Raw genomic sequence first — 26,816 nt, 5'->3', positions numbered from 1 at the left:
TCAATCCTTGAAGTGGCAGGCGGAGAGTTGCTTGGGTCGACCGGGTGCCGGCGAAAGCAGCGGTTTTTCCGTTCGGCAGATACCCTGAGCCTTGGGACAGCGTGTATGGAAGACGCAGCCCGATGGCGGCGCTAGCGGAGACGGCATTTCACCCTTGAGAAGCTGCTCGCGCTTTCGCCTGCCCCTGCCGATCCGCGGCACGGCAGCAAGCAAAGCTTGTGTGTAAGGATGACTGGGGGTCTCGAAGAGATCATCTCGACTTGCGATTTCCATCACACGGCCCAGATAGAGAACCGCCACCCGGTCGGCAAGATGGCGAACGACGCCAAGATCGTGGCTGATGAAAAGATAGCTGATGCCGTGCTGCTGCTTTATGTCGTCGAGCAGGTTGAGGACCTGGCTCTGGATGGAAACGTCCAGCGCCGAGAGCGGTTCGTCGGCGACGATCATCTCGGGTTCCGCGATCAGGGCACGCGCAATGGCGATGCGCTGGCGCTGGCCGCCGGAGAACTGATGCGGATACCGACGGGCCGCTTCCGGCGGCAAGCCTACCTGCCCGAGAACCTCAATGGCGCGGGCGCTACGCGTTGCCGCAGGGACGCCCGCCAGCCTCAATGGCTCCGCGACGATATCTTCGACCATCATCCGTGGATCAAGTGCCGAGAACGGGTCTTGAAAGATGACCTGAACCGGCGGCCTGCCGTCTGGCGTTGGCCTGCTGCTGTTGAAGGTCACCGACCCGCCGGTCTGCTTTCGCAGTCCCGCCACGACGAACCCAAGCGTGCTCTTGCCGCTGCCGCTTTCGCCGACCAGTGCCAAGGTTTCGCCCTTGGCAACGGTCAGAGAGACGTCGTTAACCGCCTGCAGCCACAGTTTGGGCTTCATAAAGCCGCCGCCTAGTGGAATGTCGACATTGATGTGATCGAGCGTGAGAAGGTCGGTCATGGATTTGCCTTGTGACATGCAACGCGATGGCCGGGAATGACGTCAAGAAGCGCTGGCTCAACCGCGCGACAGTGATCGTCGGCAAGTGGACAGCGCCTGGCAAAGCGACATCCCGGGATGGCTTCCGAGGTGACCCGCCCGGGAATGACATAAAGGCGCTTGACCGGTCTGTCCGGATCGGGAAGGGTCGCGATCAGTCCCTGGGTATAGGGATGAAGTGGATTTTCAAACAGTGCCTGGGAGGGTGCGTATTCCACGGCCTTTCCCGCATACATCACCATGATCGCGTGGGCGACCTCCGAGACCACCGCGAGATTGTGGCTGATGAACTGGATCGACATCCTTGCCTCGTCCTGAAGCGTCAGCATCAGGTCGAGGATCTGCGCCTGGATGGTGACGTCCAACGCGGTCGTCGGTTCATCAGCAATAAGAAGGTCGGGTTTACACGCCAGCGCCATGGCGATCATGGCGCGTTGGCGCATCCCGCCGGACAATTGATGCGGATAATCCTCTGCCCTGCGCGCCGGCGACGGAATACCCACCTGATCCAGAAGGTCTACGGCGCGGCTGGCAGCTTCCTTCCTGGAAATATTCTCATGCTTGACCAGGACTTCGCTAATCTGGCGGCCTACCGACATCACCGGGTTCATCGCCGTCATCGGCTCCTGGAAGATCATCGCAATGCGCCGGCCGCGCAGTCTCTGCCATTGCTTCTGGCTGAAGGCCGCGAGGTTTTGGCCATCAAAACCGATCGTACCACCGACCTTGCCATATCCAGCAATGAGCCCAAGCAATGCCAGCGATGTCATCGTCTTGCCGCAACCGCTTTCGCCGACGATCCCAAGTGTCTCGCCCCTGGCGATGGAATAGTCGAGGCCCCTGACGATCTGGGTGGTACCGGCACCATTCGGGAAGCTGACGGTAAGATCGCGAACGTCGAGCAACGCGCGCGAGCCGACCGTCGCCTGCGAAATGCTCGCATCAAAATCCGATTGGATCGCTTGTTGCATTCTTTACCTCCCTACGTGTCCATGGCCGTTGTTCATCCGGCCAATCTGGTCGTTCTTGTCGAATTGCGGCGACATCCTCCTCCGCCGCAATTCGGTCTTTCTGTTTACAGCTCGATCACACCGACACCGTCCCGGATGACAATCGTCGTTCCAAACGGCTCGGACAGACGGCGATAGCGATCAAGAATTCGGACAGCGTCATCTCCCTTTGCCAGGATCGGACGACCTTCCGTGTTGTGATGTTCGCCGTTTCCGGTGCGGCGGGTCTGCTTAACGTCAGGTGTCGTATCGCGGCCCATTTCGACCGGATGCAACAGGATGCGTTTCAGCTTTTCGTCCTGCATTTCGAGTTGGATGATCGCCGAGCTCCACCATGTATCGACCGGAGTATCGAGGCCCGGATGCAGTGGATAAGCGGCTGGCGTCAGTGTCTGCAGGCGGTCGACATCGTGTCCCCATGCATCGTAGCTGTCATAGGGCACGCGCTGGATGAATTCCGACTGTGCGAAGAAATTTCCGACACCGTAGAAAATCGGCTTGCCATTGTAGATTTCAATGCCGAGCGTCCGGTGCCAGCCATGGCCGACGTAAATGTCGGCACCACCATCGATGACAGCCCGAGCGAACTCTTTCACAAAACCTGGCGGAGTATCGCCACGCGGACCGTCGGAAACGCTGAAATGATGCGCGACGATGACCAGATCGGCCATTTCCCTCGCTTCATGGACAGAGCGCAGATTGCGCTCGAGATCGCGCTTGTGACAACGGCTGATGATTTCGCAGTGGTCGCCGACAAAGAACGATTCCGGATCGCCCCATTGCTGTGCACCCGGGATCTGTATCCCGAAGGAGCCCTCCCGGCCGTGCTTTGGCTTTTTGGCAATATTGAGCTTATCGCCAAAGGCCTTGAGTTGATCGGCCGTCTCCTGGTCGAGCATGAACTCGAACGTGAGACGCTGCGGATTGACGCCAGGCCGGCCACGAAGTGCGCCTTTGGAATGACCCGCCCACATGAAATGCTGGTTGCCGGAACTGGTCGAGACAAGCGCGACACGTCCGTTTTTCTTCTCGACATATCCAGGTTCGCTGGCAAGTTCGAGATCGGCACCAGTGCCTGCTGTGACGATGCCGGCCGCTTTCATGTGCTTTTTCGTGGCGAACAGACCTTCTGCACCGAAATCGAAACTGTGATTGTGCGCCGTCGACATAATGTCGAAGCCAGCCCACTTCAGGTCCTTGGCGATTTCAGGGTCCGACATCATGAAACTGCCAATGCCCTGTCCGCGTGCAGGCCATTTCAATTCTTCATATTCGGCAAAATTCATTTCGAGGTGACCATAAGTCACGTCCGCGTCTTTCAGCAATTCCCAGACCTTTTGAAACTCCGGTTCGTCATGCATGCTGAACGGCCTGCTCACCATGACTTCGCCGGCCAGACTAACTTTCCAATTCCGAGATGATACCATAATAACCTCCTGCACGTGCTGCCGCCTCGCCACCATTGTGCGACCCGTGCATCGCTGCATTCTTGATTGCGTAAACCTGGAAACTCCCTTGCGACCGCTCTCCTTCGATCGCCCAGCAACCATATCAGCACTCTGCGATATCACCAGTTTCGTAATGCGCCTTTCAGAAATGCCGTTTTGGCATATCTTCGTGATGTTGCCGCAATTGCGGGACCCAGACATTCAGATCACGCGACGGCTGTGCGCGCCCGGATCCTCTCACCGAAACAAGACGCCCGGCATCTCGTTGATCACAACATGTATGCAGCGCGTTTGAGGGCTATTCCTGCCCACCTTGGGCTTTCCGATATCTTCGGATATGCGGCTTCGTGGGACGGTTCACGATTGCGAGTTAACCCATCGAGATCGATCGCTCCTGGCGGCTATGCCCGATGGCGCGGTGCATCTATCAATAAGGCGTGCCAGAGGGGCTTTGCCGACGACGTTTCATACATCGCAGACGTGCCTTCGCGCTACAGCACCTTTTGCGTCACGTGCGTCCCAATATCATGTTGCCGCCAACCGAAATCATGCGTCTTACTAAACGGCTGGTGGCGTGCCGTGCGTATGGAATGTCTCGATTGTTTTCAGGCCCCATGCCTGGCCTTTCTTGCGCTCCGTTTCTGTCCAGACAACCGGTTCCCAGTCGGGGGCGAGGATCAGGCGGGCACCGGAATTGGCGAGTTCGACGCGGTTTCCAGCCGGCTCCCAGACATACAGGAAGAATGTACCCTGAATGGCATGCTTGTGTGGCCCGGTTTCGATATGGACCCCGTTTTCCAGAAAGATATCCGCTGCCCTTAGAATATCCTCGCGCGTATCCGTCGCGTAGGTAACATGATGCAGCCGACCATCGCCGCGTCCGTGCTCCTCGGTGCAGGCAAGATCGTAGGTCTTGTTGTTGATGGTGAACCAGCAGCCGCCAAGCCGACCGTTGTCGAGCTGGATCATTTCTGTCACACGCGAGCCCAGGCATGTTTCCATGAAACGGCGGAATTCCGAAACGTCACTTGCCAACAGGTTGAGGTGATCGAGCCGGCGTGGATGGCATCCGCGACCGTGGAACCGTTGCGCCAAATTTTTCAGTCTGGGTTTTTCCGTCACCGGGGGTTGGTAGCGTACCGTATCAAAGTAGATTTCGAAGACATGCCCGAACGGGTCCGCGAAGCGGAAGGCTTTGCCGTGGCCGCGATCACCATCGACCCAACCGATCACCGGGTACCCGCTTGCTTCGATCACTTCGACCCTCCGGGCCAGCGCCTCCGGAGATGAGGTCCGGTAGGCGATATGACCAACACCGGTTGTGGTATGCCGGGTGAGTTTCAACGTGTGGAATTCATAGTCATCCCACGCCCGCAAATAGGCTGAGTTTTCGTCCCTGTCGGTGAGGGTTAGACCATAGACGTTGATAAAAAAATCGAGACTGTCTTCGAACCTGTCCGAATACATCTCGACATGCGCCAGATGCGCTATGTCAAAGCATGGTTCCATGTTTCTTTCCATCCAATCGCTTGTCCTTACACACCGTTCCCGGTCACGGGACCGGGAACATGGGGCGGGCTTTCGCTCTAACCCATCAGGCCGCGTAAGAGCGGCCCACACATCGCGCTTGCAGGCGCGCGAACGCCAAACATGTTCACGCTGGCAACGCGTCTGCAATCGACTTGCGTCCAACCACGCATGTTCTTACTGCTTGGGGATGTTGGCCGTCTGGATCACGGCTCCCCACTTGGCGATGTCATCAGCCAGACGTTTGCCGATCTCTTGTGGGGTGCTCGACCGCGCCTCAACGCCGAGATCCGCAAAACGCTTGCGCACCGCCTCATCTGACAGCACTTCGATCAGCGCGGCGTTCAGCGCCGATACAATGTCGGGCGGGGTTCCTTGCGGGGCAAAAATTGCGTTCCACGATGTGACGTCGAAGCCGCTCACACCCAATTCTGTTGCGGTCGGCACATCTGCGGTTAGAATGGACCGCTGCGGCCCAGACGATGCGATCGCAATGGCCTGATTCTGCTGCAAGGCAGACTTGAGTGCGGTCTGGCTGTCGATGATCATATCGAGTTCACCGCCGAGAAGTGCGACCTGCAGATCTGGCGTCGCCTTGTAGGGGACAATGGTGAAATCAACACCTGTCACTGACTTGAACAGTTCAGCTGCCAGATTCTGGCTGCTTCCCGTGTTGATCGTTCCGACGTTCAGTGCACCTGGCTGGGCCTTGGCGGCATCAAGCACATCTTTAAGCGTTTTGAACTTGCTGTCGGCCTTGGTGACAAAGACAAAATCGAAATAGGCAAGGCTCGAAACCGGAACAAACTCTGCAACCGGATCAAACGGCAGTTTCTTGAACAGCGGAACGCTTATTGCCGTGCCATTCGAAAACAGTGCCAGAGTGTAGCCATCCGCCTCGGCATTGAGAACGGCTCGGGCAGCCGTCGCACCTGCTGCACCGGGTTGGTTTAGAATAATGATCTGTTGGCCGAGCTTTTTACCCAGCGCATTTGCGACGATACGAGCGGTGATGTCAGCGATGCCGCCCGGCCCGAATGGCAGGACCAAAGTGATATCACGGCTGGGGTAGTTCTCTGCCGCCGCTGTCGGCATCAGGGATGATGCGAGGGCCGAACCGACCATCGTCATGATTAGAACGCACCGGCAAACCCATCTTGTCAAACTGTTCATGTCTACTCCTCCCATTTATCTTGTCCCGCATGGCGGGCGTCTCAAAGATCGTTATCATCTTAGTTGCAGCATCACCCAAAGCTCCTCCTCGAGAGGACGCCACAACACCATTCCGCCTCAGCTGGCAGGTGCGGGAAACACCAATCCTTCGAACAGCTTACGTGCGGTCCGCACAGTGCCAGCCGCTTTGATTTCCCCATCCTGTCCGGCATCGAGGAACACCTCCATGGCACCGGTTGGATGCTCGATCAGATATCGTCCGTCTGACGGCTGCGTCGCGAGATCCGCCGCCGGGCTATTCGCAAGCCGCGTCGCCGTGGCGACCGTCACTGCAGCCAGCACGCCAACGGATGCGTGGACACGATGGGGGATGAAACTGCGGGTAGAAATCGCACCGCCATTTTGCGCCGCAGAAACCAGTGTCATCTTGGGAACAGAGGCTGTCGTCACGTCACCCAGGTTCATCATCGGGCCGGCCTTCAAACGGATGGCTTCGATACGCGACTTAACCGCTTCATTCGCCTCGATTTCCTCGCGCGTTTCTGAACCGCTCAGGCCAAAATCAGCAGCCCGCATCACGACGCAGGGCATGCCATTATCGATCAATGTCGCCGGAATCTCGTCGATGACATCGACCTCGTTTCCGGTCGGCAAAAGAGCGCCGCACATCGATCCGGCTATGTTTTCGAACAGAAGCGGGACAGCCGCGTGTCGCCCGGGCACACCAGCGATCTCGGTATCGCCCGCATAGGTGACGCGTCCGTCTGGCGTCACGACCTTGGCAACTGCCACTTCACCGGTGTTGACCATATGGATCCTGACCTCCGTGACACCGTCTTTCGCCGCCACCAGACTACGCTCGATCGCTGCCGGTCCGACCCCGGCCAGAATGTTGCCGCATCCCTGGGCGTCACTGACCAGTCCCTGTTCCACGAAGACCTGCAGAAACAGATAATTGACATCGGCATCCTCGCGGCTGGAGGGTGAGAGGATGGCGACCTTGGACGTCAAGGGGTCGGCCCCGCCGATACCGTCGATCTGGCGCGGATCCGGCGAGCCCATGATGCGCAGCAAAAGCGCATCGCGTTCAGGCGGATCGACGGGCAGGTGCTCGGCCAGAAAATACGCCCCTTTAGACGTGCCGCCGCGCATCCAGAGGCAGGGTATGCCGTTCTCATACATAACGCAGACCTTTCTTCTCCAGGGTCGGGCGCATGTCATAGATATCCAGACCCAACTCGCCTGCGGCAAGACGGCTACGCTTGGCCTCTTCATTGGCAAGGCGCTTTTCGGCCGCGGCAAGAACTTCCGTGGCTTCCGTGCGTTTGACGACGCAGACGCCGTCATCGTCGGCAATGATAATATCGCCCGCCTCGATATGGGCACCGGCACAAACAATCGGCACGTTGACCGAACCGACGGTCTCCTTGACCGTACCCTGCGCAGAGATTGCCTTCGACCAAACCGGAAAGCCCATGGCGGTCAGGTCGCGGATGTCACGCACACCCGCATCGATCACCAACCCTTTGCAGCCGCGTGCCATTGCCGACGTTGCCAGGAGGTCTCCAAAATAGCCGTTGTCACAGGGTGATGTCGGTGCCAGGACGAGGATGTCGCCGTCCTTGAGCTGTTCGATGGCCACGTGAAGCATCCAGTTGTCGCCAGGCGGGGACGAGATTGTCACTGCCGAACCAGCGATCTGCGCGCCCGCGTAGATCGGACGCATGTAGCTGGCGAGCATCCCCTTGCGCCCCTGCGCCTCGTGAACGGTCGCCACACCGGCAGTGGCGAGCCGGTCAAGGATGTCGACCGCAACCCGTTCGATATTCTGAACAACTATACCCATGTCTTTGGTTCCCTTTGTATAAAAGCTTTCGGATCCAGTCTTAGGCTACGCCGTGCGCACGTCGCAGACGCGCATTTCCGACGGTTTCCGCCAGTATCCGCTCGTCGAGTTTGCCTTCCCATTTGGCAATAACAATCGAAGCGAGCGCGTTGCCGATGAGATTCACGAAGGTCAAGCCTTCGGCCAGAATACGATGGATCCCAAGGATCAGCGCAATGCTGGCAACAGGGATAGCACCCGTTGTGCTCAAAGTGGCCGCTAGAACGACAAAAGCCGCACCAGCTACACCTGCCGCACCCTTGGATGTCAGAAGAAGCACGCCGATTAGGCTAAGCTCATGCCAGATCGTCAAAGGCGTGTTTGTGGCCTGGGCAAGAAAAACAGCGACCGTCGTCAGATAAAGGCATGTGCCATCAAGATTGAACGAGTAGCCCGCAGGGACCACGAATCCTACGACAGATTCCTCGCAGCCCACCTTGCCCATCTTCTCAATGAGCCGTGGCAGGACGGTCTCGGTCGACGTTGTGGCGGCGACAATAATGATCTCGTCCCATAGATAGCTGAACAGTCGCAACAGGCTGACGCCACACCAGTGGGCAATCCCGCCGAAAACGATCGCCGTGAACAGGGCACAGATGACGAAGAACTCGATAATCAGCGAACCCAGAGACCATAGCGACGACGTGCCGAACTGGCCGATGGTGAACGCGATGGCCCCGAACGCGCCAAGCGGGGCGAAATACATGATGTAACCGATGATCTTGAAAAAGCCCTGCGAGGCGCTCTCGATCACATGAAAGATCGGCTTGCCGCGCTCCCCGATCGACGCCAGTGCGATACCAAAAAGAACCGAGATGAACAGAACCTGGAGGACGTGTCCCTGCGTAAAGGCACTGACGAAGCTATCGGGAATGATGCCCATGAAATATGCCGTCATCGACTGGTCGTGAGCCGTCGCTACGTAGGATTTGATCGACGAGGCATCCAGTGTCGCCGGATCGATGTTCATGCCCGCTCCGGGCTTCCAGAGATTGACAGCGACAAGTCCGAAAACCAACGCGATCGTCGTGACGACCTCGAAATAGATAATCGACTTCAGCGCAACGCGCCCCACACTTTTCATGTCGTTCATGCCGGCGATGCCATGGACAACTGTAACGAAGATGATGGGTCCGATCATCATGCGGATCATCTTGATGAAGGCATCGCCAAACGGCTTCATTGCAACGGCGATGTCCGGTGCGAAATGTCCGAGAAGAATGCCGAATATGGTTCCTGCGAGCACTTGGAACCAGAGCTGCCCGAAAATCCCAAATCTGCTGCGGTCACTCGCCTTGGTTGGCGAGGGATTGGTTGCACTTGAATAAGCCACGTGTTGGTCTCCTCCCTGAATCACGTATGCGGACGGTGCTGTCGTTCGGAAGCCAGACTGTGAAATCCCACCCCTGTCCGAACAGCAGCACGTGAAGAGGAATCGATTTGATCCACACGATCCGAAACCGCGGACATGCCACGACGAAGGCGCAGTCGGTCAGATTTTCGGAACACTTCCTCCTCGTCCTCCTTGTGAAATTAAGCGACGAGCCGCCGGAAAAAGCAAAATGGAATTGCGCACCTGCCATAAGTTCTGGTTAAGTATGGCAATGTACACGCATCGTGAAATCAATCTCCGCCACTTCGAGGCGGTCGCCATTGCCGGTCGGACCGGAAGCATCAGTAATGCTGCCCTTGCGATGAACCTGTCGCAGCCGGCCGTCACGCAGGCTGTGGCAAAGGTCGAAGCACAGGTTGGTTGCAATCTTCTCGAGCGTCAGCCCGGCGGAGTGGTCATGACCCCGGCGGGCGCGTTGATGACGGAACGGATCGAAAGAGCGCTTGCCTACATCGTCAAAGGTGGGCAGGGCGTTCGGCGTTCTGCCCGTTTGCCGGCGCTACCAAATATCGAGCGCCGCATCACGCTCAGCCAACTGAGAGCGCTGACGGCCGTCGATCAGGCCGGAAGTTTCGCACTGGCGTCGAAGGTAACGGGTTTATCAGAACCAGCCCTCCATCGCTCGGCCCGAGAGCTTGAGCAACTTTTGGGGATATTGCTTCTGACACGCCATGGACGAACGGTTCAGCCGACCCCTGCTGCGGCACATCTTCTGCGTTTCGCGCAATTGGCCTTTGCTGAATTCGAGGCTGGCTTCGACGAACTGGCGGCATTGCGGCTGGAGGGTGCCGGGCGTATCACCATCGGAACGTTGCCCATGGCGCAGGCAATCCTTCTGCCACGGGCGCTTGCCAGGTTCTCTAGCGCCTATCCGGCCGCGAAAATTACCGTGCTTGAGGGACCCTACCCTGACCTGCTGACAAATCTGCGCACTGGTCAGATGGATGTCCTGATTGGTGCGATCCGCGAGCCAGCGCCCTCCAAGGATGTCGTTCAGGAGGAATTGTTTGATGATGATCTCGTGATTGTCGCACGGGCTGACCACCCGCTGACCATGGAGCACGATTTCGACTATGGCCGCTTGAGGGATTTCCCATGGATCATCGCGGCGAGCAGGGCCCCCATGCGGGTGCGTTGGGATGAAATGTTTTCCGAGCGCGACATAGATCCACCGGCGATGCGCATCGAGAGCAATTCGGTCGCGATCAGCAGAGGTTTAATGCTCAGCGATGACTGGCTGACCCTGATGTCGCGCGATCAGTTCATCCTTGAGCGTCGAGCCGGACTGTTGGTCGAAGTGCCGAGTGCTTTTTCGTCGCAGCGAAAAATCGGGCTGACGGTACGTGACGATTGGCGGCCGACACGCCTCCAGGCCGCGTTCGTGGCAGAATTCCGACGGGCATGCAGCGACTGGACTTCAGAAAAACTAATGGCGCGAAACTCGTTCCGATATGCTTAGCGACGACCGAACGCGTATAAAGCTTTTACGACGAGGGAGGAGAACAGCTCGCCAAGCCTGACCGCGCCTGGCGCCCTCCGTTGATCATTGACGCTGCCGAAGCCGACGCTTGCGGCTGATTGGAAATGTTGGAGGACCACAACGCCATGATTATTGATTGCCACGGCCATTACACCACCGCGCCTGCCCCCCACACCACGTGGCGAGGCCAGCAGGAAGACGCCATCGCGAATGGCGGCGATATCGATCCCGCTTATCCCGAGATCTCGGATGACGAGATCCGCGAAACGATCGAAGCCAACCAGTTGCGGCTGTTGCGCGAACGCGGTGCGGACATGACAATCTTTTCACCCCGGGCTTCAGCCATGGCACCGCATGTCGGAGATCAATCGGCGGCCAAGGTTTGGGCGCGACGCTCCAACGACCTCATCAAACGGGTGGTAGATCTCTATCCTGAGACATTCGTGGGCGTTTGCCAGTTACCTCAAACACCGGGGATTTCGATATCCACGTCAATCGACGAGCTTGAGCGGTGCGTTTCCGAACTCGGCTTTATTGGCTGCAACCTGAACCCTGACCCGTCCGGCGGTCGTTTCGACTCGCCGCCTTTGACGGATAAAGCCTGGTATCCCTTCTTCGAGAAGATGGTCGAACTCGACGTGCCAGCCATGATCCATGTGTCGGGAAGCTGCAACTGCGCCATGCATGCCACGGGGGCCTATTATCTCGCCGCCGACACGATCGCTTTCATGCAGTTCCTCGAAGGCGATCTTTTCAAGGATTTTCCCGACCTGCGTTTCATCATCCCGCATGGAGGCGGCGCGGTTCCCTATCACTGGGGCCGGTTTCGCGGACTTGCAGATATGCTGAAGCGACCGCCGCTGGATCAACATGTCATGAAGAACGTGTTCTTTGACACCTGCGTTTATCACCAGCCCGGAATTGATCTGCTGTTCGAGGTCATCGACATCGACAATATCCTGTTCGGCTCCGAGATGGTCGGAGCTGTGCGTGGTATCGATCCGCAGACCGGGCATTATTTCGATGATACCAAGCGTTATGTCGATGCTCTCGATATTCCGGACGTGGACAAGCGAAAAGTATTCGAACTGAACGCCCGCCGCGTCTATCCGCGCCTCGACGCCCAACTCAAGGCAAGGGGGTTGTAATGGCCGCGTTTACAATGGATCCAAACTGGTTGAGCTTCGACCCCAGCCCCAGCAAGCCGGCCTATCGCCCACCAGCCGGTGCAGTCGATGCACATTGCCATGTGTTCGGACCCGGCGACGAATTTCCTTACGCGCCCGAGCGGAAATACACCCCTTGCGATGCTGGTAAGGACAAGTTGTTCGCCCTGCGGGATTATCTTGGTTTCGAACGCAACGTTATCGTTCAGGCAACGTGTCACGGTGCCGATAACCGTGCTTTGGTCGATGCACTGCGGTCTTCCAACGGCAAAGCGCGCGGTGTGGCGACCGTTCGCGACACGGTGTCCAACGACGAGCTAAACGAGTTGGACGAGGCTGGCGTGCGCGGTGTCCGCTTCAATTTCGTCCGTCGTCTCGTTGATCCGAAACCTGACACCTACTACCACGCGATCATTGACAAGATCGCGCCGCTTGGATGGCACATTGTCATCTATTTCGAAGCAGCGGATCTGGAGGAGCGGTGGAACTTTTTCACATCGCTGCCAACGACTGTTGTGGTGGATCACATGGGCCGACCGGACGTTTCCAAGGCTGTTGACGGCCCGGAATTCGGACGTTTCATCAAGTTGATGGCCGAACATGATAATGTTGTAAGCAAAGTCAGTTGCCCGGAGCGTCTGTCAAAAGTCGGAGCGCCGCATTACGACGATGTCGTACCGTTTGCTCGCAGTTTGGTGGAACGCTTTCCAGATCGCGTTCTCTGGGGCACGGACTGGCCGCACCCCAACATGACGAACCATATGCCCGACGACGGCCATCTGGTCGACATCATCCCGCGTATCGCGCCGACGGACTTGCTGCAGCAGAAACTCCTCGTCGAAAATCCGATGCGGATCTACTGGAGCTGAATGCTCTGGGCCTATCGAAAGGAAGCTGACGATGAAAATCTCTACTCTTGGCTTTGGTGAAGCGGCGTATGCTTTCGTGTCAGGATGGCGGGAGACGCCTCCGTTCGAGGACGTTGAAAGGATCTCGACATTCGACATCAAAATCGAAGACCCCGCTTCAAAAACAGTCCTGATGGAGGCGTGTGATAAGCTTCGTGTTGAATGTGCAACTGACCGAAACCATGCCTTCGCCAATAGCGACGTGATCTTCAGTGTCGTGACGGCGGATCAGGCGCAGGAAGCTGCGATCTCAGTCGCTGACGATCTGGAGGAGAATGCACTATTTTTTGATTGTAATTCATGTTCGCCCGCGACCAAGGTCGCCGTCTCTAAAGTTTTGGGAAAACGCGGAGTTCGCTACGTTGACGTGGCCGTTATGGCTCCCGTCTATCCTGCAAAGCATATGACACCGTTGCTCATTTCCGGGTGCCACGCCCAAGCGGCGATCCCGATTCTAGAACACTTAGGCATGCAAGCAAATATTGCCGGTGAGGAGGTTGGGCAAGCGTCGACCATCAAGATGCTGCGCTCGGTCATGGTGAAAGGTCTGGAGGCGCTAACCGCCGAATGCCTACTTGCGGCAAGAAAAGCTGGTGTTGAAGAACGGGTTCTCGCCTCGTTGCAACAATCTCAGCCAGGGATCGAGTGGCAAACCCGCTCATCCTACAATCTAGAACGGATGATGGTTCACGGTAAGCGTAGAGCAGCAGAAATGCGTGAGGTTGCCGCCACTCTGAGTGAGCTTGGGTTACCGAATAGAATGGCTTTGTCTGCCATGGAATGGCACGATGAGATTGGCGCTTTACTGGAGAAGCCCGGTCCAGATGATCTAGGCCAACGCGCTGATATTTTATTGCGAAATCTGTACAGATGAAGTTTCGAAAAGGTGTATTTCTTCAGAAATTTATTGCCCTTGAGGACGGCCATCTTATTCGCCTTGAGCCGCCACGAACCGTCGACACATCGATAGTGAACACTAATTTTTGATTTAACTGATTAAAAAGTTCGGGCTCATTGCCGAGCACCATAAAATAAGGGAAAAACACGAACCGCAGAGTCCGTTATTATTTAAGGGCAGCGGATCTCTTTTTCACAGCCTGGCTTGCATCGATTATTGGGGGACGACATTGGCCACACTGGTGAAGGATGCTGCGCGACTCGCCTTCTGAGGGGAACCGGATTAACATGGCAACGGCGCGGCATATACATCCCAAACAAGCAGGTTCGTACGAACAGGCCGATAACTTATCAAGTGATCATGAAAATATCTACCAAATCAGGCGGACGACCCAGGCAAGAGGAAGCGGCACAACTCTCCGGCAAGATTCTCGACGTTGCCCAATCCCTGTTTCTCGCGCAAGGGTTCGAGCGTACCTCGATTGATCGGATAGCAAACACTGCCCACGTGGCGAAGCGCACACTATATGCTCGTTTCGCGGATAAGGAGGCGATCTTCGACGCGGTCATCAAACGGCGGATCGACCAGAATCTCTTGGAGATAGATAGCCTTGAGCTGCAGGGGTTTACGCTTGAGGATAAGCTGATGAAGCTTGCCCATCTTTTGCTCGAGCACGTCCTCCAGCCAGAGGCGCTCGAGCTGGACCGGGCGATCACGGCGGAGGCCGTTCGGTTCCCCAATCTAGCACGCCTCTATAGAGAGCATGCCGCACCTCGCTATATGGAATATGTCGCGCGAATGCTGATCTCTTCGCCGGGCTATTATTCGGGCGAACGCCAGCAAGCTGATCGAGATGCGAACAACTTCCTCGTTCTAATGGTCCTGCCACTTCTACGAACGGCGCTGTTTTCGACGCCCGACCAAGTCAGGCGAGAGTTAGAGGGTGGTATCATCGAAGACCGAATCCGCTTTTTCATGAACGGCATCCGGCCATAAGCCGGCAATGCCCTTCATCGTGTCCTTTGATCACTTGGCCGGCGCGGTTCGCTTTTCAGGATCCGGTCTTTGCTCGGCCGGATTCTTACTGAACTTCATCACGAAGGCAAAGAACACGGGCACGAAGAAGATCGCCAGGATCGTTGCAGAAATCATACCTCCGAGGACACCTGTCCCGATCGCCGTCTGGCTGCCGGATCCTGCGCCCGTAGCGATCGCCAGAGGAACCACACCCAGAGCGAAGGCGAGTGACGTCATCAGGATTGGTCGGAAACGAAGGTGCGCAGCCTCCACAGCTGCGTCGAACGTAGACTTACCCTCAGCCCTGAGGTCCTTGGCAAATTCAATGATCAGAATGGCATTCTTCGCTGAGAGTCCCATGATGGTGATCAAGCCAACCTTGAAATACACATCGTTCGGCATGTCACGCAGCATTACTGCACCGACCGCACCAATCACGCCAAGTGGAATGACCAACAACACCGAAAGCGGTATCGCCCAGCTTTCATAGAGAGCTGCAAGGCAGAGAAACACCAGTATGACGGACAGGCCCAAAAGCATCGGCACCTGCGAGCCGGACTGGATTTCCTGTAGCGACTGCCCGCTCCATTCGTATCCAAAACCGGATGGCAGCGCGCCAGCAATCCGTTCGACCTCGGTGATGGCATCGCCAGAGGAGTAACCGGGGGCCGCCTGACCGCTGAAACGGACAGCCGGGAAGCCATTGTAACCGACGATCTGCGCCGAACCCTTGGTGAACTCATATCTGGCGAAGGCCGAGATCGGCACCATGCCGCCTTCGGAATTTCTCACCGTCAGTTTCATGACGTCGAAGATCGTACCGCGCTTGTCCGCATCGGCCTGCACGGTGACCCGCTGCATGCGCCCAGCATTGGGGAAGTCATTGACGTATGCAGAGCCGAGGCTGGTGCTGATGGTCTGGTTGATGTCGGCGAAGGTGACGCCATAGGTGTTGGCCTTCTCGCGATCGATGGTCAGCACGGTTTGCGGTGCATCGGCAAGACCCTCGACCATGACCCGCGCAAGAATTGGGCTCTTGCCGGCCTCTGCCATGAACTGATCACGCGCCGAATTTAAAGCGTCTGTACCTTGGTTGCCGCGATCCTGAAGCCGGAACGCAAATCCATTGGAGGTGCCGAGGCCAGAAATCGCGGGCGGCGACAGGGCGTAAGCCGTCGAGTCCTTGATGGCCTGGAAGCCGGCATTGAACTTATTCGACAAAGCCTGTGCCGACTGCTCAGCGGTCCGTTCGCTCCAATCCTTTAGGGTGATGAACGAAAGTCCGGCGTTCTCGCCTGACCCGGAGAAGCTAAAGCCACTGATCGCCACAATGCGATCAACCGACGGTTCGGACGTGACGACCTTCTCCATTAGCTTGATAGAATCGAGCGTCCGTTCCGCCGTAGCATCGGCCGGACCCTGGACCTGGGCGAGCAACGTGCCCTGATCTTCATCAGGAAGGAAGGAAGATGGCAATTGCAGGAACATCCAGGCCGTCGCTGCTGCTACGACGAGGTAGATCAGCATGACGCGTCCTGAACGCTTGATCAGGCGCCCTACCCAACCACTGTATGTATGGGAACTACGGTCAAAGCCACGGTTGAACCAACCGAAGAAACCCTTCTTAGTGTGAGTGTGCCCCTTTTCGACAGGTTTGAGAAACGTCGCACAGAGAGCAGGGGTTAGCGTCAAGGCGAGGAAAGCAGAAAACAGGATCGACGCCACCATTGTCAGTGAAAATTGCTTGTAGATAACGCCGACTGCACCCGGGAAGAATGCCATCGGAACGAAAACCGCAGTCAGCACCAAAGTAATGCCGACCACCGCGCCGGTTATCTGCGTCATTGCCTTCTTGGTCGCCTCTTTCGGCGAAAGCCCCTCCTCCGTCATAATGCGCTCGACATTCTCAACCACGACGATCGCATCATCCACCAGAATACCGATGGCCAGAACCATGCCGAACATCGTCAGCACGTTGATCGAGAAACCGAGCACGAACATCACACCGCAAGCGCCTAGCAACGCGATCGGCACGACGATTGTCGGAATGATGGTGTAGCGGATATTCTGCAGGAAGAGGAACATGACGAGAAAGACGAGGACCATCGCCTCGGCCAGCGTCATCAAAACCTGTTCGATGGAGATATAGACGAATGGCGTGGTGTCGTAGGGGACCGAATATTCGATGTCTTCGGGAAACGACGGTGCCAGCTCTGCCAGCCGCGCCTTAATTGCCGAAGCAGTGATCAGCGCATTCCCGCCCGGTGCAAGCTCGATCGACGCACCGGCAGCAGGTTTGCCATTTATCCTGACCGAGGTGGCATAGCTGTCGGCACCGACTTCGATCCGGGCTACGTCTCGCAGTCTAACTGTCGAACCGTCTGTTTCGGCACGGAGTACGATCTGGCCGAATTCGTCCGGCGAGGTTAGCTGCCCCTTGATCAACAGCGATCCCGTGGTGCGCCTGTCTGGCACCGATGGTGCCGTTCCGAGACGGCCGGCAGCAACCTGAGCATTCTGTGCCTGGATAGCACTTGTAACGTCAGCTGGCGTCAGATTGAGACCAAGCAGTTTATCGGGATCAATCCAGACGCGCATGGCACGCTCGCTGCCGAACAGCTGGGCATTACCGACACCCGGAACGCGCCGCAACTCGTTGGCAACATTACGGCTCATGTAGTCGCCCAGCGCGATACCGTCCATCGAGCCGCTCTTTGATGTCAGAGCCACCAGCAGCAACGTGCCACCGCCTGCAGTATCGACACTGATACCCTGCTGGACGATGGAGGATGGCAGTCTGGCCTCAACGCGGCGAACACGGTTCTGAACTTCGACAGCCGCCGTTTCGGGAGCCGTACCTGGTTCGAACGTCACGGTAATGGTGATAGCACCTTGGGCATTCGAGGTTGATTCGTAGTAGAGCAGCCCCGGAATTCCGTTAAGCTCTTCCTCCATCAGACGCGTCACACCCTCATAGGTGTCTTCAGGCGATGCACCGGGGTAGGTAGCGGAGATGGTGATCTGCGGAGGTGCCACATCCGGATATTGGGAGATGGGCAACACGGTCAGCGAAATTGCGCCTGCCAGCATGATGGCAATGGAGAGCACCCAGGCAAAGACGGGACGATCGATAAAGAATGCAGGGATCAAGGATCAACCCTCCTTTTTCGGGGAGGCGTCAGCGGCGACTGGATTGATCCATGCCTCAGCCTTTACGGCTTGCCCGGGCCCTACCTTCTGAAAACCTTCGACGATTACCTTGTCGTTGGCATTAAGCCCTTTGATGACCACCCATCGGCCATCGAGTATCCATCCGAGCGTGACCTCCCTGACTTCGACCTTGCCCTCGGCATTGACGATATAGAGCTGCGGCTTTCCAGCGGTATCGCGCTGGACCGACTGTTCGGGCACAGCAAAGGTTCCTTCGAGCGCTCCCTGCTGGAGCTTCGAGCGAACATACATGCCCGGTAAAAGATTGCGCTCCGGATTGGGGAATTCGCCACGTAAGATGAGTTGGCCTGTCTGGGCATTGACGCTTGCCTCAGAAAACAAAAGCTTGCCGTCATGAGGATAGGGACGACCCTGCTCCGTCACCAGCTTCATGCCGACGCCACCTGCAGCATCTTCCTTGAGATCGCCATTCTTGATGGCGTTGCGCAACAGGATCAACGTGTCGGCCGGCTGGGTGAAATCCGCGTAAATCGGATCGATCTGTTGGATAGTTGCCATCACGTCGGATGTCGGGCTAACCAGCGTGCCTTCTGTGATCAGTGCACGGCCGATATTGCCGCTGATTGGCGCCTTGATTTGAGTGTACTGTAGCTCGAGTTGGGCAGATCGGAGGTCTGCCTGAGCGCGTGCGACATCTGCATTGCTCTGCGCAAGCTCGCCGATTGCTGTCTCGCTGGCGTCGGCACTCGCGACACCGCTCTGACGTAGCTGGGTCTGCCTGTCTGCCTTCTGCCCTGCAAGCCTCTGTGCTGCGAGCGCGGCGTCGAGAGTGGCCTGGGCGGAGTCGACCTTTGCCTGAAATGGTGCCGCGTCAATGACGTAGAGAAGATCACCCTCTCTGACGGCTGCTCCTTGCTGGAATACCCGCTTTTGCACGAGACCGGTTATCCGGGGACGGATATCCGCGGTAATCATCGGCGAAACGCGGCCCGGTAATTCGCTGACAACCGGGATGGTCTCGGGTTTGACTTCAACGATAGAAACTTGTGTTGGCGGTCGTTCAGCCCCTTGTTTCTGTTCCCCCTCCCCTTTTCCACAAGCCGCGAGCGAAACGGCAGCACAGGCCAAAATGGCCAAGCGGATGGAGTTCGTCATAAGGTGCATTGTTTATCCTGAAATTAATTGGCGCGGCTCGCAACGCTGCGCTTCCGATAGGAGTCGAACGCAACAGAAACGAAACGGTTCCGTTGCGTTTCTGTTGCGCAGCATTGTTGATTTCCATTGCGGCTCAGTCTCACAATTCTGCGATGCGCACGAAGAGGCATTTGGAGTGAGCGTCCCCTTGGTTCATGATCAGTATGCGGCATACGTGCCGTACGATCATGCCAGATCCAATTGTGTCTTAGGATGCTATTATGTTCAGAAATGTTGCAGGGATATGCGCCTTGCCGCGCCGCGCGGCAGCTGTCAGCAAAGTGCGATGGCCAGATAATGCGGATCGGACCTTCGTTTAACGCTCGGTTCGTTTGTCGTAGTCCTCGCTGGACAGGATATTACCCATAGCCGCACCACACTCACTCAAGCTGCCACCTATCCCTTGGCGGAAGTTGGTCGGCACCCCGCAGAGGCGTACGGTGAAGTCAAAGCAAGGCTCGCCGCACATTATTTGGATCTATCACGTCGTGTTCCGCGATGGATAGAAGATTGGCAGGGTCGGGTACCGAGCAAGACGCTTCAGGTCGACGAAAATGATCTTTGGATCGTCGCGCAAGCGATCGAGCGTGACTACCTTCTAGTTACGAGCGATCTCAGACTGGCCGACCGTTTCGGTAAAGCGATTCCAGAATTGCGGCTTTCGGTCGTGTGACCATCCACCTATGCGCCCAAAAATCCGAACTTTCGTACATTGCAGCGTTTCCCATTCAAAGTAACTCATATCCGCACGTTTTGAAGTAGTTTTGAGCCTCCTTTGGATCGACCAGATCAATCAGTTTCCCGATGCGGTTCCAAGCCCGGTGACGTTTCTATCGGCCGCGTTTCGCAAGAGTGTCTATGCGTTTCGGATGATTATGTTTTGTTGCAACCACGCTTTGCGCACATAAAAATACACAAAACCGAACACAGTGCTGCAATGGCCCGGGCTAATCTTCGTCATCACCGATGAGGAAAGCGCCACATGCTCCACCCCCCGAAAGTTTCGAAAATACTGGTCTTTCTGCCTGAGGCAGCCGGCGCGACCATCGTTGCCAGGCTGGCAGACCATGGATTTCAGTCTGTCTGCCTGTCCACGGTGCCCGAGGCTTTTGATGCCTTACGATCGGACGAGTTTGTTTTTGCCATAACGAGTTGGCCGGACATTGACTTGCTGCGTAATATTCGCGTCTTACCCGTCATCAACCTCGAAGTTTTTTTCCATGCCGACATCTCAAGCGATGGTAGGCGAGTGAATGCAAAGCGGTTTGACAACAAAGCCTTTCTTGAAAGGGTACAGTTTCTTGCCATGCCAGTGCCGGCTACAAGGTCGGTCATGGCGACAGGTCACGTGACACCGTTGACGACAGGGGCGAAGCGCACTTTCCGATGGTGGACCATAGCCGCAAATGCGCTACGCTCTCACAGTCGTAAGGATACGATGGATGTTCCCTTCTGATCTACCCAGGCATTCCACAGGCCGTCCGTCAAATGTATCGCAGGTCTCAGCGCTCTTGTCAGAACCGCCTGCCGGGCGGGTGAAGAGCTGGGTCGCGAGACGACAGCGATCAAGCCGGTTTTTGCGCGTCAGTGAGATTTGGCAAACGGCCGCACCAATAAAGGAACAATGGTTTTTGGGAGTATGCCTTGTAATGTCTTGGCTGATTAGTGCTGCATCCTTGACAGGTTACGTCATCCTGGCAATGTTTGTGCTCGTGGCGCTTGGGCGGGTTGCCAAACATAGCTGCCTTGTATTGGCAGGCAGATTGCCTCGCCGGTCACGATCGAGGCATCACGTGGTAACCTGGGTATCCGCCGCATTTTTTTCGCTCCTGACGGTCAGAGCCTGCTACATCGCAGCAGCCATTGTTGACGCCGAGTTTCGGTCAAACCCAATCGAATACAGCAAAAGAGAGTAAGCGCATCGTTGGATTGTCTTTATTTTTTACGATTCCGATGGGCAGTAAGTTCAATGCGCCCGTTCGGACCGCACGCGTATTTTGTTATAAATTTCTGCGGTCTGCAAAATATTTCGGGGCCGCAACATCTTGCAATATTTCCTAATAAAGTTTTGCATGAGATCGGATAAAGGTTGGATTGCAGGCGGGCGGTCCCGCTAAAATTCGCCAAACGGATTTCCGATATCACCCGACAAAAGGTTGCATATGGCAATATCCCCGCAACAGCCAGGAAATTTGACGCCGATTAGAGCGGGCGCACTGTCGCATAAAATCCTGATAGTCGAAGACGACAGAGATATTGCGGACATGCTCGTCGATCTGATGAAAGGCCACGGCTACGACGCTGCCTCGGTCGGAAACGGCATCGAGATGGACAGAATCCTTGGCCGTCATAGTTTCGATCTGATCCTTTTGGATGGAATGCTACCCGGGGAGGATGGCTTCAGCATCTGCAGGCGATTGCGGTCTTCAGGAAAGACGCCGATCCTGATGTTGACAGCACTTCGCGAGGATATAGACCGCATACTCGGGTTGGAACTGGGCGCGGACGACTATGTTACCAAGCCGTTCAATTCTCGAGAGCTGCTGGCGCGCATTAGAAACATCCTGCGCAGAGCATCTGATCATGATGAGCCTGAAGCTGAGCTTGAACCAATGACGTTTTCGGGATGGCGAATAGACCCGCGGAGTCGTCAGCTATTCGATGCGGATGGCGCGCAGGTTTCCATGACAACAGCAGAATTCGACCTTCTTTGGGCCTTTTGCTGCCACCCCAACAAGGTTCTCACACGTGAACAACTTCTTGCGATGACGCACGCGGGCTCGGCAGGCCCGATCGAACGAAGCATTGATGCCCATATCAGCCGTGTTCGGCAAAAGATTGAGCCTAATCTCAAGGACCCGACATTCATCAAGACCGTGCGGCTGGGTGGATACCTGTTCGCCTCGCAGGTTGAGCGTCTTCCATGAAGGGGCTTCGAGGCGCCTCTATCCGCAAACAGCTCTTGTTTCTTGCGATCCTGCTTGTCGTTCTCGTATCAGTTGTTGCAGCGACAACGGAGCCCTTTATATATGGGAGGCACGATAAGGGCATAGAGATTGGGTTGTTTGCCGGTCGTGTCGAAACAGTGCTCGAACAATATTCCCGAGGCCAAACCGAGATGGAGGAAGAGGCCGCACTGCGCTTTGCCGATCGGCTCGGCATTTTGACAACGCGCGCGTCTGTTTCCCGAGCTTCCATGTTATACGAGGCTGGTACGCCGAACCCTGACATCCTGCAGCGTGTTAAAGAGCTCATAAATGATGGGATCGTGACAGCGATGCAAAATGCGGTCTCCAGTGATCATGGCGCACCCGTGCTCACCATCAAAGTCGATGAAACGAGAGCTCTTTCTTTTACAATGCCGCAGTTTCCTACCAGCGTCTGGCTGGTACCAGCCATGGCAAGCGGCATTTTGAAGATTGTCATCCCGCTGATCCTGTTGGCATACCTGGGCAGTTGGTTAATCACAGAGCCCGTGATCCGGTTCGCGGCAGCTGCGCAACGCGTCAGCATGGACGATCATTCCGAGGAGCCGTTCAAAACCGAGGGTGCGTTAGAAATCAGGAGCCTGGCGGCATCGCTTAATGTCATGCAGGGCCGAATACAGACAATGCTACGTGAGAGGACGAGGGTACTTCGAGCGATCAGTCACGACCTCAGAACACCACTCACAAGGTTGCGAATGCGTATCGAAAGATCGAATGAACCCGCTCTGAGAGAGATGATGCTGGCTGATGTGACAATGCTGTCCTCGCTGATCGACACCAGTCTCAGCTTTCTCGACAATAGGTTCGAGCCGGCCCGCAAGGTGGACCTGTCGAGCTTGCTGCAAACGATTTCTGACGACTTTGCAGATACTGGTGTCAACACTCGCTTTATCGGGCCCAGGCGCCTCACATACATATGCATGCCGCAAGGTCTGACACGCGCCATTTCAAATCTTGTGGATAATGCCTCCCGGTACGCCGACCATATCGAGATCGCGCTTGAAGACCGGCATGACACAGTCACCATCACGGTTTCAGACGATGGGCCGGGTCTACCAGATGATTTGAAGGAGAAGGTTATAGAGCCGTTTTTCAAGGCAGATGCATCCCGTCAATCCGGAGCAAAAACCGGTGGTTTCGGACTTGGTCTATCAATCGCGCAGGGGATCGTGGTGATAGGCCACAAGGGCGTGTTCACATTGCGGGACCGACAGCCAAACGGCCTCATCGTTGAGATCAACCTGCCGAAAGGAGAGATTCTCCAGTCTCGGAACTCGCCCTCCGATACTCTCATAATTTAATGTCTCCGACCCGCGCGAACATTTCCTAACATTTTTGAAAACGCAATACCGTTGCGGTCAGCTATCGGTCATCCAGCCACACTTGCCACACGGCGCCAACCGGCTGGAGTCAGACCATTGAAGATTACCTACAAAGCAAGCATTTGCCTTGTCATCGCCAGTGGCCTGCTTGTCAACTGCACCACTGCAGATCCGACTGCCTACAGCGGTCTGGCGTCGGCGCAGTACCTCAAAGCCGACACCAGTGATCGCAATGGCCGTGTTCCATACAGTTACAATAGCGGGGCAAACTGGAGCCACTACGACAAGGTCATTGTTGATCCTGTCACGGTTTACCGTGGACAGGACAGCCAGTTCGTCAAAGTCAGCGAGCAGGACAAGGTCGCTCTTGCCAGCTACATGCAATCTCGGTTCACGCAGAAACTACGGACGCGTTTTTCTGTTGTTTCCGCACCCGCGCCCGGAACGCTGCGCGTTCATCTGACACTCACCGGCGCAAAGACGACGACGCCCGTTCTAGGTCCTTTCTCGCATCTTGATGTCGGGGGAGGTATGTATAACGCGGTGCAGGCCTTTCGTGATAAGGAAGGCACAATGACCGGCTCGGTGTCCTACGCTGTTGAGATATTCGACACGACGACGAGCACGCTCTTGTCGGCCTACGTTACCAAACAGTATCCCAACGCGATGAATGTTGGTGCCAGCTTCGGCTCGCTAAAGGCGTCGGAAGTGGCGATCGACAAGGGTGCCGATGCGCTGCTGTCCCGGTTGCGTCCCTGAGGCCAGCCGCAACATCTCAGAACAACAAACGACACACAGCAACAGTAGCCACGTGCATGATGCCGCCATGCTTCCTTTTGACATGCCAATATCCGTCCCTCGGGGCACTGGAGCATGCTGTTCAATGCACACTAAAGGAGAAGATCATGAGACGCCACGTTATACTAATCAGCGCGACCGCTGTCTTCAGCGCGATCGCTGCGCTACCTGCCATATCGCAGGTCGTGATTTATGATGGTCAATCATCGGAGCCCTATTCTGTGGATGACAACACAGAATCGAACTTCCTTCATGCCTGGAACCGCAACCATGACGATCAGAACAGATGGTCCCAGCGAGGCAGGCGTTTTGGACCGGACGACGTCATCACCTTGCTTGAGGACAGGGGTTACCGAGTAAGAAACGTTCAGGATGTTGGTGAACGATTTCTCGTCAAGGCGACCCGCGGAGGCGACAACCTGCTCGTCAGTGTATCGCGTTCTGGCGATATCATGGGGGTTGTTCACGACCAGTACTGAGGCATAGGCGCATCATTCCAACACCGTCAACCGAAAGGCAACCCATGGCCATTTATCTCAACGGCGATATCATTCCGCCATCCCCAGTACACACGGATAGTGCAATACATCTCGAGCGCGTATGGCGGCATCGCCATGATCTCGAGCTCGGAGCGGGAAAGCCGCGGCGCGTTCGTTTAGCAATGCTCGCACTTGGGGTTGGCGGTCTTCTTCTCGGCTCAATCGGTATGTTATGGTATGGCAATCTCGGGCCTGCCCATACCACCGTTTTTGAGGAAGCTATGGCTTCCAGACCTGTTCGGCAGGTTAGTAAAGTCGTTTCGACAAACCTGAGAGAAGTTCGCGATGTAGCGTCGGTGCCCGTCTCGGCAAGCAAGGCCGAACCTCAGAAAGACACTCTTCCCTATAGTGTCATTCCAACCAAGCGCCCGACCTCTGCAACGATCAAGTCCGGTGGGTCCCAGGCGACTGGTAAATTTTCTACAGCTAACTCGGCGAAGGTCGTTCGCTATGACCGCTGCCAACCCAAGTGCGAAACTCAAGACCCGCTCATTGTCGGCACAATACGGCCTGTAGTTTACGTGCCAACGTCCACGGGCGACGCCGAAACCATCGTAAGTGAGCGTACGGACAAAACTCGTGATATCGGTGCAGCCGCAATGAATAGCGCGGGAATGGTACTTTTTCAGACCGCAACCTTGCCTTTTACGGCGGTGAAATTCGGTCGGGATGCCCTGATCAAAACGGCAGACTTGGATTGACTAGCTCTGAGCCCGTTAATGGGGCCTACTGAGACGAGAAACAATCGCGTTCGACCACAACTGCCGCACGGGAGTGCCTAAACCTAGCCCCTCGATCGGTCATAATCCTGTCCGCAAAGCTGGTCGCAGCCGTGTCACCAAAAGCTCCCACCCTTGCGACCATATAGATAGATCTAAATGCAGTCGTTACTAGACGTTGTTGTTAACTACAGTGAATAATATGCACATCCGCAAAATCGACGATGCAACCGCCCTCATCGTGATCGATCTCCAGGAAGGCACCAGATGCTTTGTCGGCCAAGCTGGGCCACAAGTTTATGCTGTGGCAGCCTTGCTGGCGCGCACGTTTCGCGCACGTGACCTGCAAGTCTTACTGATCATTTCCGAAGGAGGCAAGATGGGTAGAACAGACACGTCCCCTGATGGCGGCGGTTTCATGTTTTTTCCACTGAGGCCCAACAGCCCGTGGAGCAGGCGGAGTCCGACATTGTCGTCCGGCGCGGACCTTGGGGGCGTTGAGCGGGTCGGACCTACAAACTTTGTTGCTCTCTCGCGGCGTCACCCAGTGCGGCACGGCAGCGAGCGTAGGCGTCGAGTCGACGGCCCGTCAGGCCTATGATCTGGCTCTAAATGTGACTATCGTGCTTGATGCGATCTCGTATTTCAATCCGGCTGCCAAAGCAGCTTGTGAGACCAACATCTACCCCATGCTGGCTGAGACCGGGTCTCTACTAGAGATCATCGAGGTCCTTAATCGAATTTCCCGGGCGTAAATGTCCGCCGTGTTGCTTGGATCGGTTACTGCCAGTGCAGAAATCAAGGTTTTTGCAAATCGGTCTGCATGCGTTTTCTCGCACGCCTAAAGCCGATTTCCAAAAGGCTGATTGGATAATCCCACATCGCGCGACACTAGTCGTCAGCGGCAAATGTTTCAGGCTTTATACTTAGTGCGGACAGGACGCGCTGAGCGGCTCCAATGTCCTCCGCAGGCAAACCCTCCGCCAGAGCCTCTAAAAGCTGAAAATAAAGGCTGATTGCGGCTTCATAGGTTCGCTTCCCGTGGAGGTTAGCCGCGAACGTGTCCTGGCCGCCAGCATCATCCGAAAATACGGTGAATTTTAAACGGTATTCCATGTCGTATTCACCCAGTCGATTACCAGGCTGTTGAAGCCTCAACATTTCGCAACAAATTGAAACACACAGCAACGCGCGCCC

Annotated in this window: 23 protein-coding genes; 12 read left to right on the top strand and 11 right to left on the bottom strand. The window is 56.1% G+C overall.

Annotated features, from left to right (window positions below; genetic code table 11):
• The 8 genes from CPJ18_RS23645 to dctA all read right to left on the bottom strand — a co-directional run bounded on the left by CPJ18_RS23645 (position 1) and on the right by dctA (position 9,360).
• Positions 1-945 (bottom strand): ABC transporter ATP-binding protein, encoded by a 945-nt coding sequence (locus tag CPJ18_RS23645; protein ID WP_103660240.1) that lies wholly within the window; start codon positions 943-945, stop codon positions 1-3.
• Entirely contained in the window at positions 942-1,955 is a 1,014-nt protein-coding gene (locus CPJ18_RS23640) for an ABC transporter ATP-binding protein (RefSeq protein ID WP_103660239.1), read from the bottom strand. Before CPJ18_RS23640 ends, CPJ18_RS23645 begins: the two co-directional genes overlap by 4 nt.
• A 104-nt stretch (positions 1,956-2,059) precedes the next feature.
• The gene (locus CPJ18_RS23635; protein WP_103660342.1) at positions 2,060-3,421 is read right to left on the bottom strand and encodes a CapA family protein; all 1,362 of its coding nucleotides are present in this window, start codon (positions 3,419-3,421) and stop codon (positions 2,060-2,062) included.
• 579 nt (positions 3,422-4,000) lie between these two features.
• Positions 4,001-4,951 carry a VOC family protein gene (locus CPJ18_RS23630; RefSeq protein ID WP_103660341.1) on the bottom strand — a complete coding sequence of 317 codons (951 nt, stop codon included), beginning with the start codon at positions 4,949-4,951 and terminating at the stop codon, positions 4,001-4,003.
• Positions 4,952-5,146: 195 nt separating this feature from the next.
• Positions 5,147-6,100 (bottom strand): Bug family tripartite tricarboxylate transporter substrate binding protein, encoded by a 954-nt coding sequence (locus CPJ18_RS23625; RefSeq protein WP_407026493.1) that lies wholly within the window; start codon positions 6,098-6,100, stop codon positions 5,147-5,149.
• A 159-nt stretch (positions 6,101-6,259) separates the two neighbouring features.
• Positions 6,260-7,324: a 4-oxalomesaconate tautomerase gene (locus CPJ18_RS23620; RefSeq protein ID WP_103660237.1), complete on the bottom strand. Its 1,065-nt coding sequence runs from the start codon at positions 7,322-7,324 to the stop codon at positions 6,260-6,262.
• A complete protein-coding gene (locus tag CPJ18_RS23615) occupies positions 7,317-7,988 on the bottom strand; it encodes a 4-carboxy-4-hydroxy-2-oxoadipate aldolase/oxaloacetate decarboxylase (protein WP_103660236.1) in 672 nt (223 codons plus the stop codon). The genes CPJ18_RS23620 and CPJ18_RS23615 overlap by 8 nt, the downstream gene beginning before the upstream one ends.
• A gap of 40 nt (positions 7,989-8,028) precedes the next feature.
• Positions 8,029-9,360 (bottom strand): C4-dicarboxylate transporter DctA, encoded by a 1,332-nt coding sequence (gene dctA / locus CPJ18_RS23610; protein WP_103660235.1) that lies wholly within the window; start codon positions 9,358-9,360, stop codon positions 8,029-8,031.
• A 229-nt stretch (positions 9,361-9,589) separates the two neighbouring features.
• On the opposite strand from dctA, the gene CPJ18_RS23605 reads away from it, so the two are divergent.
• The 5 genes from CPJ18_RS23605 to CPJ18_RS23585 all read left to right on the top strand — a co-directional run bounded on the left by CPJ18_RS23605 (position 9,590) and on the right by CPJ18_RS23585 (position 14,868).
• A complete protein-coding gene (locus CPJ18_RS23605; protein WP_245445477.1) occupies positions 9,590-10,879 on the top strand; it encodes a LysR substrate-binding domain-containing protein in 1,290 nt (429 codons plus the stop codon).
• Between the two features lie 146 nt (positions 10,880-11,025).
• Positions 11,026-12,048, top strand: a complete 1,023-nt coding sequence (locus CPJ18_RS23600; protein WP_103660340.1) for an amidohydrolase family protein — start codon at positions 11,026-11,028, stop codon at positions 12,046-12,048.
• A complete protein-coding gene (locus CPJ18_RS23595) occupies positions 12,048-12,935 on the top strand; it encodes an amidohydrolase family protein (protein ID WP_103660233.1) in 888 nt (295 codons plus the stop codon). The genes CPJ18_RS23600 and CPJ18_RS23595 overlap by 1 nt, the downstream gene beginning before the upstream one ends.
• Positions 12,936-12,966: 31 nt before the next feature.
• Entirely contained in the window at positions 12,967-13,848 is an 882-nt protein-coding gene (locus CPJ18_RS23590; protein WP_103660232.1) for an NAD(P)-dependent oxidoreductase, read from the top strand.
• 384 nt (positions 13,849-14,232) lie between these two features.
• Complete coding sequence (locus CPJ18_RS23585) at positions 14,233-14,868, top strand: TetR/AcrR family transcriptional regulator (protein ID WP_103660231.1); 636 nt, start codon at positions 14,233-14,235, stop codon at positions 14,866-14,868.
• A 30-nt stretch (positions 14,869-14,898) separates the two neighbouring features.
• On the opposite strand, the gene CPJ18_RS23580 is transcribed toward CPJ18_RS23585, so the two are convergent.
• Both CPJ18_RS23580 and CPJ18_RS23575 read right to left on the bottom strand, forming a co-directional pair.
• Entirely contained in the window at positions 14,899-18,036 is a 3,138-nt protein-coding gene (locus CPJ18_RS23580; protein WP_103660339.1) for an efflux RND transporter permease subunit, read from the bottom strand.
• 6 nt (positions 18,037-18,042) lie between these two features.
• A complete protein-coding gene (locus tag CPJ18_RS23575; protein ID WP_103660230.1) occupies positions 18,043-19,224 on the bottom strand; it encodes an efflux RND transporter periplasmic adaptor subunit in 1,182 nt (393 codons plus the stop codon).
• 1,012 nt (positions 19,225-20,236) lie between these two features.
• Here CPJ18_RS23575 and CPJ18_RS23565 point away from each other — a divergent pair.
• From CPJ18_RS23565 to CPJ18_RS27670, 7 genes are all read left to right on the top strand, one after another.
• Complete coding sequence (locus tag CPJ18_RS23565; RefSeq protein WP_103660228.1) at positions 20,237-20,710, top strand: hypothetical protein; 474 nt, start codon at positions 20,237-20,239, stop codon at positions 20,708-20,710.
• Positions 20,711-21,416: 706 nt separating this feature from the next.
• Positions 21,417-22,181, top strand: coding sequence for a response regulator (locus CPJ18_RS23555; protein ID WP_281063049.1), 765 nt, complete (start codon positions 21,417-21,419; stop codon positions 22,179-22,181).
• Positions 22,178-23,542: an ATP-binding protein gene (locus tag CPJ18_RS23550; RefSeq protein ID WP_103660227.1), complete on the top strand. Its 1,365-nt coding sequence runs from the start codon at positions 22,178-22,180 to the stop codon at positions 23,540-23,542. The genes CPJ18_RS23555 and CPJ18_RS23550 overlap by 4 nt, the downstream gene beginning before the upstream one ends.
• 117 nt (positions 23,543-23,659) lie before the next feature.
• A complete protein-coding gene (locus CPJ18_RS23545) occupies positions 23,660-24,322 on the top strand; it encodes a DUF3313 domain-containing protein (protein WP_103660226.1) in 663 nt (220 codons plus the stop codon).
• Between the two features lie 146 nt (positions 24,323-24,468).
• Positions 24,469-24,840 carry a hypothetical protein gene (locus CPJ18_RS23540; RefSeq protein WP_103660225.1) on the top strand — a complete coding sequence of 124 codons (372 nt, stop codon included), beginning with the start codon at positions 24,469-24,471 and terminating at the stop codon, positions 24,838-24,840.
• A gap of 44 nt (positions 24,841-24,884) precedes the next feature.
• Complete coding sequence (locus CPJ18_RS23535; protein WP_103660224.1) at positions 24,885-25,601, top strand: hypothetical protein; 717 nt, start codon at positions 24,885-24,887, stop codon at positions 25,599-25,601.
• A gap of 506 nt (positions 25,602-26,107) precedes the next feature.
• On the top strand, positions 26,108-26,374 hold the full coding sequence (locus CPJ18_RS27670; RefSeq protein ID WP_103660223.1) for a cysteine hydrolase family protein: 267 nt from the start codon (positions 26,108-26,110) through the stop codon (positions 26,372-26,374).
• Between the two features lie 136 nt (positions 26,375-26,510).
• Here the strand turns inward: CPJ18_RS27670 and CPJ18_RS23525 are convergent, their stop codons facing one another.
• Complete coding sequence (locus CPJ18_RS23525; protein ID WP_146258720.1) at positions 26,511-26,735, bottom strand: hypothetical protein; 225 nt, start codon at positions 26,733-26,735, stop codon at positions 26,511-26,513.
• Positions 26,736-26,816: the final 81 nt, after the last annotated feature.

This window comes from Agrobacterium rosae (assembly GCF_002915175.1).
GTDB classification, from domain to species: domain Bacteria; phylum Pseudomonadota; class Alphaproteobacteria; order Rhizobiales; family Rhizobiaceae; genus Agrobacterium; species Agrobacterium rosae.
Note: the sequence above shows the minus strand (reverse complement) of the source record. Positions and strands in the feature narration are given on the sequence as shown.